Source organism: Marinoscillum sp., assembly GCF_040222955.1.
Taxonomy (GTDB): domain Bacteria; phylum Bacteroidota; class Bacteroidia; order Cytophagales; family Cyclobacteriaceae; genus Marinoscillum.
Genome location: NZ_JAVKCA010000020.1, coordinates 72,371 through 84,848, shown reverse-complemented (window position 1 = coordinate 84,848; position 12,478 = coordinate 72,371). Strand labels below are relative to the sequence as shown.

The 12,478-nt window shown below is 45.6% G+C and carries 11 protein-coding genes; 6 read left to right on the top strand and 5 right to left on the bottom strand.

Features of this window, described 5'->3' with window-relative positions; all coding sequences use genetic code 11:
* The first annotated feature begins 33 nt into the window (after positions 1 to 33).
* Positions 34 to 1,980, top strand: coding sequence for a M1 family aminopeptidase (locus RIH33_RS16825; protein ID WP_406655051.1), 1,947 nt, complete (start codon positions 34 to 36; stop codon positions 1,978 to 1,980).
* A gap of 9 nt (positions 1,981 to 1,989) precedes the next feature.
* On the opposite strand, the gene RIH33_RS16820 is transcribed toward RIH33_RS16825, so the two are convergent.
* The 3 genes from RIH33_RS16820 to RIH33_RS16810 form a co-directional block, all read right to left on the bottom strand.
* A complete protein-coding gene (locus RIH33_RS16820; protein WP_406655050.1) occupies positions 1,990 to 3,762 on the bottom strand; it encodes a sensor histidine kinase in 1,773 nt (590 codons plus the stop codon).
* A gap of 74 nt (positions 3,763 to 3,836) precedes the next feature.
* Positions 3,837 to 5,270 (bottom strand): pyruvate kinase, encoded by a 1,434-nt coding sequence (gene pyk / locus RIH33_RS16815; RefSeq protein WP_406655049.1) that lies wholly within the window; start codon positions 5,268 to 5,270, stop codon positions 3,837 to 3,839.
* A gap of 98 nt (positions 5,271 to 5,368) precedes the next feature.
* Positions 5,369 to 5,797, bottom strand: a complete 429-nt coding sequence (locus tag RIH33_RS16810) for an IPExxxVDY family protein (protein WP_406655048.1) — start codon at positions 5,795 to 5,797, stop codon at positions 5,369 to 5,371.
* Between the two features lie 132 nt (positions 5,798 to 5,929).
* Between RIH33_RS16810 and RIH33_RS16805 the strand changes: the two genes are divergently transcribed.
* The 4 genes from RIH33_RS16805 to nadE are packed head-to-tail and all read left to right on the top strand — an operon-like array spanning position 5,930 to position 10,031.
* Positions 5,930 to 6,166: an acyl carrier protein gene (locus RIH33_RS16805; RefSeq protein WP_115868928.1), complete on the top strand. Its 237-nt coding sequence runs from the start codon at positions 5,930 to 5,932 to the stop codon at positions 6,164 to 6,166.
* A gap of 15 nt (positions 6,167 to 6,181) precedes the next feature.
* Positions 6,182 to 7,435, top strand: a complete 1,254-nt coding sequence (gene fabF, locus RIH33_RS16800; RefSeq protein WP_406655047.1) for a beta-ketoacyl-ACP synthase II — start codon at positions 6,182 to 6,184, stop codon at positions 7,433 to 7,435.
* Positions 7,435 to 8,181 (top strand): ribonuclease III, encoded by a 747-nt coding sequence (rnc, locus tag RIH33_RS16795; RefSeq protein WP_406655046.1) that lies wholly within the window; start codon positions 7,435 to 7,437, stop codon positions 8,179 to 8,181. The genes fabF and rnc overlap by 1 nt, the downstream gene beginning before the upstream one ends.
* A 47-nt stretch (positions 8,182 to 8,228) precedes the next feature.
* Positions 8,229 to 10,031: an NAD(+) synthase gene (gene nadE / locus RIH33_RS16790; RefSeq protein ID WP_406655045.1), complete on the top strand. Its 1,803-nt coding sequence runs from the start codon at positions 8,229 to 8,231 to the stop codon at positions 10,029 to 10,031.
* Here the strand turns inward: nadE and yidD are convergent.
* Positions 10,028 to 10,249 carry a membrane protein insertion efficiency factor YidD gene (gene yidD / locus RIH33_RS16785; RefSeq protein WP_395416299.1) on the bottom strand — a complete coding sequence of 74 codons (222 nt, stop codon included), beginning with the start codon at positions 10,247 to 10,249 and terminating at the stop codon, positions 10,028 to 10,030. The two genes, nadE and yidD, sit on opposite strands and share 4 nt — an antisense overlap.
* Before the next feature lie 111 nt (positions 10,250 to 10,360).
* Between yidD and RIH33_RS16780 the strand changes: the two genes are divergently transcribed.
* Positions 10,361 to 11,821 carry a POTRA domain-containing protein gene (locus RIH33_RS16780; RefSeq protein ID WP_406655044.1) on the top strand — a complete coding sequence of 487 codons (1,461 nt, stop codon included), beginning with the start codon at positions 10,361 to 10,363 and terminating at the stop codon, positions 11,819 to 11,821.
* On the opposite strand, the gene RIH33_RS16775 is transcribed toward RIH33_RS16780, so the two are convergent.
* Complete coding sequence (locus tag RIH33_RS16775; protein ID WP_406655043.1) at positions 11,818 to 12,447, bottom strand: toxin-antitoxin system YwqK family antitoxin; 630 nt, start codon at positions 12,445 to 12,447, stop codon at positions 11,818 to 11,820. The genes RIH33_RS16780 and RIH33_RS16775 overlap by 4 nt on opposite strands.
* Between the last annotated feature and the right edge of the window lie 31 nt (positions 12,448 to 12,478).

Below are 12,478 nucleotides of genomic sequence, written 5' to 3'. Positions count from 1 at the left end.
CCTACGTGTTCATATTGTTCTTACCTTAGATTTATGAGAACTCTCCTTTATGTTGTTCTTTTGGCCATTTCCGGTCTGACCTATTCTCAGACAGACATTGCCTATTGTCATCGTGGCTCCGGTGTAGCGTCCACGCAGTATTCGGCACCTGTTTCAGATCATTTTGATATGAAATACCTGATACTGGATCTGGCAGCTGACAACCTCTCTACCAGCATCTCTGGCTCCGCTACTTTGCTCGTGGAGGTAGTCAGGGAAGAGCCGGATGAATTCATACTGGAACTGATCGATGAACTAAATGTACTCAGGGTCACAATTTACGGAGAAGATGTCTCCTTTACGCATACTGAGGACCTGCTGCATATCTCCCCACCGGAAAGGGTAGCAGCAGGTGAGCTGATTTCCATTTCGGTTACCTATGAGGGCACTCCCAACCCTGCCTCCAGTGGCATTTTCTCCGGCATCAACAATGCCCAATCCAATGCCTGGGATAACCAGGTCACCTGGACACTATCAGAACCATTTAATGCTAAAAGCTGGTGGCCTGCCAAACAAGACCTCAATGATAAAATAGACTCGGTCAGTGTCCACATCACTGTCCCCAATCACCTCAAAGTGGGTTCCAATGGGACATTAACCCGAAGCCTAAGCCTGATCAATGGGAAAACACGCCATGAATGGAAATCTACCTACCCAATGGCCTACTACCTGGTGGCCTTTACCGTAGGTGAATACGTAGAATATAACAATTACGCCAAGCCCGCAGCGCTCTCCGGCGACTCCATTTTGATTCAGAATTACATCTACAACAACCCCGCAACCCTGCCCTACTACAAGGACGAACTTGATATGTTACCGGAGATGATGGAGCTTTTTTCTGAGCTTTTTGGACTCTATCCCTTCCATCAGGAAAAGTATGGTCATGTAATGGCGCCATTCAGCGGGGGCATGGAACATCAAACCATGAGCTCTATGGGTATTTTCACCTTTGGGCTGGATGCGCATGAGCTTGGACACCAGTGGTTTGGAGATCATGTGACCTGTGCTACCTGGAATGATATCTGGATCAACGAGGGCTTTGCACGATACTGTGAATACATAGCCGCTGAAAAGCTTCTGTCTGTTAAGAATGCCCGCGCCATCATGGAAGACGACATGCTCAGCGTCACCGGTACAGACACGGGTTCTGTCTATATTCCTCTGGATGAGGAACTGACCGATTCGCGAATTTTTCAATATAGACTGACCTATCTCAAAGGTGGGCTGCTGATCAATATGATCCGTGAGCTTATTGATAACGATGAATTGTTTTTTAAGACCATGCGTACTTATCTTCAGGAATATGGCGGTCAGTCGGCATCTGGTGAGGATTTCAGAGCTGTACTGGAGCGGGAGACCAAGATGGATTTTGAGTCCTTTTTCCAGCAATGGTATTATGGTGGAGGGTTTCCGGTTTTTGACATCACCTGGACCAAATTAGCCGGTGACACCCTGGGCATCAATATTCAACAGACCACCACTGATGATGTGTCCTTTTTCTCTACACCTTTGGAATTTCAAATCACCTACAAGAGTGGGCAGGTGAAACGTTCCAGGCTTTACCCTACAGAAAATCACCAATACTTCAAGATTCCAGCAAGTGGCCAGGTGAAGCAGCTGACTTTTGATCCGGATAAGTGGCTGATTAAAAAAGTGAACTCCTTCCATCAGGTAGATGAAAAGGGGAATATCATCTTGCAGGCTGAACAAAGCACGGAGAAAGACCTGCAAATATTTCCAAATCCTGCCTCTTCGCTCATTCACCTGAACAGAAAGGTGAATTCGATTAAAATTTATGACTCCACTGGCAGAAGTGTTCTTTTGATTCAACTCAATCGTGAAGAACCAACCATAGATATCAGCCAGCTACCTTCCGGCCTATATTTCTTTCAGGCGGCAGATGGTATGACCCAATGGACAGGTAAATTCTTGAAGGAATAGACTCGGCCCTTACCAGCCCGAGGCCTTCAGATGCTCCTCTTTACTCTTAGCAAGCTCTTCTTCATGGCTCACATCACCTCCTGGCAAAATAATCCTGAACATAGACCCTTGTCCTTCCCTGCTTTCCACCTTAATGTCTCCGCGATGAAGCTTGACGAAATCGTGGGACACAATAAGCCCCAGGCCTGTTCCAGCTTCACCCTCTGTACCCCTGTCACCCATTCCTCTGTCTACCTCAAACAATGTCGAAGATTGCTCTTCAGTCATCCCTACCCCGGAATCGTGTACCTCAAATATAACCAGGTGCCCTGCTGAATAAGCTCTGACCTTCACCTCAGAATGGATATAACTGAATTTAATAGCATTAGAAATAATGTTCCTCAACACCGTGGATAACATATCCCGATCACCCATTAACTCCAGACCATTTGATACTTCAGCCACAATAGAAATATCCTTGGACCTGCCAACTACCTCCAGGTGATCAGTGACATGACTCACCAATTTGGCTACATCAACTCTCCTTAAGTCCAGTGACCTGGCCCCAGTATTGATCATAGACCAACGCAGCAAGTTATCCAGTAGATTCAGGCTCTGTTTGGCCGCATCACGGAGTCCGGCTAAAAACCTCAACTTTTCCTCCGGACTAATCCTGTTATGCTGTGACTCACTCATCATCGTCACAATGGAGGAAAGTGGCCCTCTAAGGTCATGACCAATGATGGAAAAAAGCTTATCCTTCGTACCCACCACCCGCTGCAATTCCTTGTTCTGCTCTTCCAGCATCACCTTGTGTGACTCTACTCTGGCTTTTGAAGTATTTAGTTCCCCATTTAGCTTTCTATAATGCAGGAGACGGTAGACAGAAAACCCCACAAAGGCTATAAGCAACAGATACCAACCGTAAAGGAGTATCGACATATTGAACCTTTGCTCATCCTGCTCCAGAAAAGCTGTGCCAATGGTAAATTTCAAGCCGTATAAATCCAATCCACTGTAGAGGTATGTATTTTCAGGAACATCGTAATTCTTATAAAAACTTGAATCTTGCCTATCATGATAGGTTTTTGATCCATCATAAATTCTCTCCCGGTCAAAATCAATGTGATCTCCCACAGAGAAATGATGAACATAAGACTCCACAGACTGGGCGTTGTATATGGGGTTAATAAGAGTTTTAAAGTCGATAATGGCTGCGACGTATCCAAGGACCTGTTCATCCCTGACAATGCCAAAGGTGACCGGTATCCCTACCTTCCCCTCCACCATGTTGATCGGGGCAAGTAAATGAATCAATTCATCACGCATCACAGCATCCAGTTCTGCAATTTCAGCTGCACTCCTAAACTCCCTTACGGAAGATCCTATGAGCTTAGCCGGGTCATCTTCATATTGATTGAATGAATACCTGAATATGTGGTTCTTGTCCACAAAGGACAAAATAATAGGCGTGTTGTACTTCAGGTCCTTCATTTGATAGGCCAAAAAATCCTGAAGTTCCTGCTGAGATGGCAGAGTATCGCCGGAAACCATAAAAGCTCTCACCCCAGACATGAGCGTCACAAAGCCCTTCATAGACTCCTCAAAGGTTATCAGGGTTTGTTGATGTCTGTTTTCTAAATGTACCTTAAGGATCTCAGCTTCCTTTTTTTCGATCCGGGACTGAATCACCGGTAGGAAAACACTTCCAAAAACAAGAATAATGCCCAGAAAAAGCAATTGGCCGTTTATTCCTGATACAAAAAAAATCATGCGCTTTGCCATATATACAGCAAAACTCATGATTTTCATATGTTAGCAACCTCAATACTCGCCCACTGATACCTTAGTCACGGTGAATGAGCCAAAATCCTCCTCTACTCTACCTGGGTCACTCGCATCATATTGGTATGACCCTTCCAGTGGAGTGGCATACTGGCCGTATTGATAAAGAAGTCCCCCTTTTCCAAATAACCTTCTTTCACAAGCTCTTTCTCTATTTCCACAAGGGTTTCATCAATCCCATAAGTCTTATCGTAGAAGAAGCCTGTCACTCCCCATACCAGATTCATCTGGCGAAGCAGGTGTTTCTGGTTTGTAAACAAGAAAATATTGGCCTTAGGTCTGTGCATAGCCAGTCGGTAACCAGTATAGCCGCTTTTGGTCATCCCTACTATGGCCTTTGCCCCTACCTGATCGCTCAACCGGCAGGCTGATCTTACCAGCAAGTCATTGTGTCGGGTAGTAGACTCTGTGTCTTCTTCTTCGTATTTGGAGTAAATGGTCCTGGAATCAGACTCTATCGCCACGATCGTCTTGGCCATTTGCTGCACGGCCTGCACCGGAAATTTACCTGAAGCTGACTCAGCAGAGAGCATGAGTGCATCTGCTCCGTCAAAAACGGCATTGGCCACATCGTTGGTTTCCGCTCTTGTAGGACGCGGGTTCTCTATCATACTCTCCATCATCTGGGTAGCAATGATCACCGGCTTGCCCGCTCTGTTGCACAACTTCACCATACGCTTCTGTAACAATGGCACATTCTCAGAAGGAACCTCCACACCCAGGTCACCACGTGCTACCATCACTCCATCAGTCTCTCTGATGATTTCTTCCAGATTAGTAATGGCTTCCGGCTTTTCTACTTTGGCTATGACCTTGGTATTGACACCAGCGGCCACTAATCTTTTCTTTATTTCTATAATGTCACTGGCTTTTCTCACAAAAGAGAGGGCCACCCATTCCAGATTAAACTGGAAACCAAATTCCAGGTCCTCTATATCCTTCTCGGTCATAGATGGAGCCGATACATTGGAATTGGGCAGATTAATGCCTTTTCTTGATTTGAGAAGTTCGCCATGAACCACCTCGGTGATCACCTCATCACCGGTCACCTTGATTGTCTTTAATTCAATATTGCCGTCATCAATCAAAATAGCATCTCCAGGCTTCACATCATTCACGATACCTTCATAGACCGTACTCACCTTTTCGCTGGTACCCAGCATGTCTTTGGTGGTAATGATCAATTGCTGACCCGGAGCTATGGGTACACCGTCATTTTCTACCTGCCCCACTCTGATTTTCGGGCCTTGCAAATCCTGAAGTAAAGCCACGTTGGCTCCAAGCTCATCATTCAGTTCACGTACCATTTGTATGGTTTTCTGATGATCAGCATGTGTACCATGTGAAAAATTCAATCTGAATACATTAGCGCCAGCTTTGATCAGTTCTGCCAGTGTTTCCTTGTTGCGGCTGGCAGGCCCGATGGTGGCCACTATTTTGGTTTTTTTGAAAAGGGATTTTTTCATGCGTATAATATCGGTTGTAAATTCTCTCTTAAATTGACCGCAAGTAAATGAATATTTTGATCATGTTGAATCCAACATTGCCATTCGGCCCTTCTTTATCAGAAAACCAAATTATCTTTCATTTTAATCTTGCTCACGTCTATGGTCAGACAATAGTCTATCACGGGGATGGTTTTGACCTTCAAAAGTAACTCATTCGCCCAGTTTTCGTCTGTTTGGCTGGACAACTTCAGCAAAAAATCAAATTGTTGCAGCTCCTGAATAAGAAATTGATTGGACTGGATATTGGTAGCTACAAGCTTATTCTTCAGCAAGTACACTTTCCTGAATTCTGTCTCTTCCATCAGTACTGATACACGAATCTGTCTGTTTTCGGCAAAATCAATCTTCACATCCTCCTCCTTTACCAGGTGAAACTCATTTAATTGATTCAAATGCCAGGCTAATTGATACTCTTTAGCCGATGATACGATCCCTATCAATTCAAAATCAGTTGGATACTGGGTAGTTAGCCGACTCTTCTTCATCCCTGTGGCTTAATGAAGCGCTAAATTACCCAAATACCTTGTGCGATACCATTTCTCAAGGGTTTAATTTGTTTTGATTTTAATGGTTAGAATGTATTTCTTTGCATCGGATTTTAACTAAATTTTATAAAAATGTCAGAAATAGCACAAAAGGTAAAGTCAATAATCATTGACAAATTGGGTGTTGAAGAATCAGAAGTAACTACTGAGGCCAGCTTCACCAACGATCTGGGAGCTGATTCTTTGGATACTGTGGAGCTAATCATGGAATTTGAAAAAGAGTTCAATATTTCTATCCCAGACGATCAGGCTGAAAATATCGCTACTGTTGGCCAGGCCATCTCATATTTGGAAGAAAACGTAAAATAATCTGAGATTCAGTTTATGGAATTAAAAAGAGTCGTAGTTACAGGAATCGGTGCGGTAACACCGTTAGGAAACAATAAAAATGATTATTGGGACGCACTTGCTAAGGGTGTTAGCGGTGCCGCTCCTATAACTCGATTCGATTCAGAAAAATTTCGCACCAAATTCGCCTGCGAGGTGAAAGGTTTTGATCCATTGGACTTTTTAGATAGAAAAGAAGCCCGGAAAATGGACCCTAACAGTCACTATGGTATGGTAGCCGGAGATGAGGCTATCGTGGACTCAGGACTGGATCTGGAAAAAACCAACAAAGACCGCATCGGGGTGATATGGGGCAGCGGAATTGGTGGATTCACCACTTTCCAGGACGAAGTGATAGGCTACGCAAAGGGTGACGGCACCCCGAGGTTTAACCCCTTCTTCGTTCCAAAAATGATTCTGGATATTACCCCCGGACTTTTGTCTATCAAGTACGGGTTCAGAGGACCCAACTTTGCCACAGTATCGGCTTGTGCTTCCTCTAACAACGCTTTGTCAGATGCATATAACTACATCCGACTCGGTAAAGCCAACGTCATTCTAACTGGTGGCTCTGAAGCGGCAGTGATCGAAACCGGAATTGGTGGTTTCAATGCCCTTAAAGCGCTTTCTGAAAGAAATGATGACCCTACAACTGCTTCGCGTCCATATGACAAAGATCGTGACGGTTTTGTGCTCGGCGAGGGTGCCGGAGCACTGATGCTTGAAGATCTGGATCATGCCAAAGCACGCGGAGCTAAAATCTATGCTGAAGTACTCGGTGTGGGAATGTCTGCCGATGCCTACCACATCACGGCACCGCACCCCGATGGGGATGGGATTGTGATCGTAATGAATGAGGCCCTTGCAGATGCCAATATCAAGCCTACCGAAGTAGACTACATCAATACGCACGGCACCTCTACCCCACTTGGAGACGCCGGAGAAGTAAAGGCCATCCAAAAGGTATTTGGAGAGCACGCATACAACATGAACATCAGTAGTACCAAGTCCATGACAGGACATCTTTTAGGAGCTGCAGGTGCCATTGAAAGTATCGCCTCTATCATGGCTTTAGAGTTGGGCATTATACCTCCAACTATTAATCATTTCACGGATGACCCTGAAATAGATCCTAAATTGAACCTCACATTTAACACCGCCCAAAAGCGGGATGTCAATGTGGTAGTGAGTAATACATTTGGTTTTGGTGGTCACAACGCTTCTGTTATTTTCGGTAAATACAGCGGGTAGTGCCCTCAATATTCAGGAAATCTCACGGGTTCATTAAATATCTTTTCTCCGGACCGGATAAGGAGCTATACAGGAATTACAAGATCGTCACGGGTCGCAGACCCAACAACCTCTCCCTTTATGAAAGAGCTACGCGGCACTCCAGTGCTGCCGAGCTCAACTCAAAAGGACTTAAAGATTCCTATGAGCGACTGGAGTATCTCGGGGATGCCATCCTGGGGATGGTAGTGGCCGAGATGCTTTTCAAGCGCTTTCCCTTCAAAGAGGAAGGCTTCCTCACAGAGCTGCGCTCTAAGATTGTCAACCGTGAATCACTCAATAACCTATCAAAAAAAATTGGGCTGAAAGGCCTGGTGAAGTATCACAAAAACAAAGGAAGCAGCATCTCTCACAAATCCGTCTATGGTGACTCTCTGGAAGCACTTATTGGCGCTATTTACATTGATCAGGGGTTTAGATTCAGTAAAAAATTCATTGAAAACAAGCTGATTCAGCCTCATTTCGACTTTGAAGAGCTGGCCAGCACCACCACCAACTATAAGAGCAAGATCATCGAGTGGGCACAAAGGGAAAACAAAACCATTCGTTTTGAGATTCTAAAATCAAATGAAGATGCCAGGGACAAGCAGTTTGTAGCTCAGGTGATCGTGGATGAAGAACCACTGGGCAAAGGGTTTGGCTTTAGCAAAAAGAAAGCGGAGCAAGACGCAGCTCAGAGGTCTTTGCAACAACTAAAGATAGAATAGTGGGAAGAAGGATTAAAATAGGCGGCGCCTGCCTCAACCAGATCCCTATGGACTGGTCAAACAACCTGCAAAATATTAAGCAATCTATTGCTCAGGCCCGTTCCGAGGGCATAGAGATTCTTTGCTTACCCGAACTTTCCATTACCGGATATGGCTGTGAAGACATGTTTCTCAGCGAATGGCTCCCTGAAAAGGCCCTTCTGAAACTTCAGGACATTGTTCCGCACACTCAGGATATAGCAGTGGCTGTGGGCCTGCCCATGAGATACGGGGAGCGGGTCTTCAACACCACCTGCTTCATTGCCAACCAGAAAATACTGGGAGTCTACGCCAAGCAAAAACTGGCCAATGATGGCGTGCACTATGAACCAAGATGGTTTACCCCCTGGGAATCCGGCAGGATTACAGAGCTACAGATTGGTAACGAAACCTGCCCTTTCGGGCACCTCACGATCGATTATCTGGGTATCAAAATAGGCTTTGAAATTTGTGAAGATGCCTGGAGAAAGGATCGTCCGGCATGCCACCTGATCAATGAAGAGGTGGACTTGCTGCTGAACCCATCGGCCAGTCATTTTGCATTTGCCAAAGCGGATTTCAGAGAGCACCTGGTCATCAGCAGCTCCGAAACCTTTCGTTGCACCTATTTATATGCCAATCTCCTGGGAAATGAATCCGGACGGATGATTTATGACGGTGACATCCTCATTGCTCAGGAAGGGGTATTGAAGGGAAAAAACACCCGACTTTCATTCAAAAACTTCAACACACTGGGGTGTACCATTGATTTTGATCAGCCGGAGTTGAGCGAGGAAAACATTCTCCCGGATGCCAAGGGCAGACACGAAGAGTTTACCAAAGCCGCCTCACTGGCCCTTTTCGATTACCTGAGAAAAAGCAAGAGCAAAGGATTTGTCCTCTCACTAAGTGGTGGCGCAGACTCCAGCAGTATCGCTGTATTAGTGGCTCAGGCTGTGAAAAACGGACTGATTGAACTTGGCTTTGATGAATTCAAGAACAAGCTGGGTATCGACCTAGTGCCTGCAGATGATCCGAAGGAAATCGTTAGCCAACTTTTTTATACCGCCTATCAGGGTACCAAAAACTCATCAGAGGACACCCTGTCCTCAGCAAAAGGCCTGGCGGAAAGTATTGGTGCTCAGTTCTTTCACTGGACCATAGACGAGGAAGTGTCCGCCTATACCCGATCCATCGAGACCGTACTCGAACGATCCCTTGACTGGACAACTGATGACATTGCCCTTCAAAACATCCAGGCCAGAGCCCGGTCCCCGATCATCTGGATGCTGGCCAATATCAAGAAGTGCTTGCTATTGTCCACTTCAAACAGAAGTGAAGGTGATGTAGGCTACGCCACCATGGATGGTGATACGAGTGGTAGTATTTCACCTATTGCCGCTGTTGACAAGAACTTTATTCTCAGCTGGCTGGTATACGCCGAAAAGGAGCTGGGATATACAGGACTGCATAAGGTAAACACCCTATCGCCCACTGCCGAACTACGGCCCCAGGACCGGCACCAAACGGACGAGGATGATCTGATGCCCTATGCCGTACTCGTAGACATAGAGGAGAAAGCCATCAGAGATAGAAAATCACCGCTGGAAGTATATGCCAGACTCAAAGGACGATGGCCCGATCACGTGTTGCTGAAACAGTGGATCACTAAATTTTTCAGGTTATGGTCAATCAATCAATGGAAGCGGGAGCGAATAGCGCCAAGCTTTCACCTGGATGACTTCAACGTGGATCCGAGAACGTGGTGCCGGTTCCCTATTCTTTCCAGTGGTTTTGATGAGGAACTGAAAGAATTACAACAGACTCCCTAAGGCACCGGATCGTACCCGCTCCCACCCCATGGGTGGCACTTTGAAATTCGGCGAATCGCCAGCCAGGTTCCCTTGAACACACCGTGTTTCATGATGGCATCTTTGGCATAATTGGAGCAGGTGGGTGAATAACGGCAGGTACTGGGAAAAAGTGGTGAAATACTATACTGATAAAACAGCACCGGGAGAATAAAAAGCTTTCTGATTACGTTTTTCACCCATCAAAAGTAGTCACCATATTTGGCGCAAACAATTATATTCGCTCAGTTTGCAGATTGCACTAAATGAAACACACTTCCGGCTTGTTTTAGTCGGTATAAAGTAGGATCGTGAGGAAAGAACTATTGAAACTATATCTATTACTGCTGGTGGCCTTTGTAGGCGGTACAGTGGCCTTCGGGCAAACAGAAAAGGGTAATAGAAAGCAAACAGCCAAGCAAGACACACTCGACTCCCGTCTCATACAGGTGCATAAAATCTTCATTTTGGGAAATGAAAAGACCAAGGATTACATCATCACCCGTGAGCTGAGGCTCCAGGAGGGAGAATATGTACCTGCAGGCAGTCTGGACGAATTGGTGGAGACCTCCAGAAATAACGTGTACAACACAAACCTCTTCTACTCAGTCACCATAGACCAACTGGAGCTGGATTCGGCCACAGTGGATTTACTGATCAAAGTAGAGGAACGATGGTACATCTGGCCTTCTCCCGTATTCAGACTGGCGGATAGAAACTTCAATGACTGGTGGTACAACCGCGACCATGATCCCAGCAGGGTAAAATATGGGCTGAAACTGGATGTTTATAACTTCAGAGGACGGAAAGAAAGTCTCCGCTTCATCGGGCTCACAGGCTTTGAAAAGCGGTTGATTTTTCAGTACTCAATCCCTTACATAGACAAAAGTCAAAAACACGGGCTGACCTTTGGTGGTGGATACCTGAACAACAAAAAACTACCCTACATGACTACCGATCACTTCACGGTCTTCACGGACTCTACCACCGCTGAGGAAATTAACAGGGAGGCTACATCGGGGTATATTGTATATACCTACAGGCCCTCTTTCTACAACTACCATTATCTGATGCTACAGGGTTACTCCATGAACATATCCGATACCATTGCAGCGCTCAATCCCAACTATTTCGGTGAGGGGACGACCAGCCAACAGGTACTGGGGTTGTCCTATTCCTTCTCACAGGATAAGCGAAACAATAAAAACTATCCACTTACCGGTCACAAAACCCTCGCGATGATCGAAAAACTTGGTTTGGGGATATTCAAAGACGTGGACATATGGAGACTCACCGCCAACCACTACCACTATTTCGACATGGGGTCTGGTTTTTATGGCAACGTGAGCATAGGTGGACAGCTCACCACGAGTGATAATGTCCCCTACTTCAACTATACCCAGTTTGGTCTGGATAACTACTATGTACGGGGCTATGAGCTTGATGTGATTGAAGGTCCACAGAATTTTTTAACCAAGAACACCTTGAAAAAAAGACTCCTTAGTACCCAGGCCAACCTCGGCCAGGCCATGCCTCTGAAGAAGTTCAGAAAAATTCCATTTGCCTTTTACGCTAAAATGTTTGGTGATGCAGGATGGGTAAACAACTACCCCGGATACTACCAGAGTGACGTGCTCACAAACAGGCTGCTGTACGGCGTAGGGCTTGGGCTTGACATAGTTACCTTGTATGACATCACCTTCCGCTTTGAGTATTCTTACAATTCCCAGGGTGAACTCAATTTCTTTATCAACTTCCAGTCAGAACTCTAATCTCCACTCAATGGAAATCTTTTCCATTTTTTCTGCTTACCTGTCTTATTGTAAAAATACCACTGCCCCACTCGCTTCCAATCGGCATAGTGGCCCTCATAGGTAGGGTTACCACGCTCATCAAAAAACTTCCACAATCCTGACTCCCGACCATCAGTGTAAAATCCCTCATCGCGGACCTGACCATTCTCATAATAACTGAGCCATAGCCCATGCGGCAAACCTTTCTGGTAACTGCCCTCCTGCCTCAACTCCCCATTCGCATGATAAAACTGCCACAAGCCACTGTATAGACCCATCTCATACCTGCCATGGCGCTCCAGTGTCCCGTCAGCATAATAGTAAAACGCCGAGTCCTGAGGGAGGTCATCAACCCAAAATTCTCTGGATTCTAGCGCCCCGGTAAATCCATATACCCGTTGCTCTCCTTCCAGTACACCCCGGTGATATGACAGCTGAGAATTGAGTAAGCCACCCGGATAATAAATCAACCAATCTCCCTCCTTTTGATCATTGACCAGCCGGCCTACAGACCTAATGGCTCCTGAATCATAATAGAGCGTATCCTGAGCAACCACCAAAAAGCCTATAAATAAGTAACAACAAGTAAAAATATATCGAATCATAACAGGTCATTAATATAGCACCATTGACTTA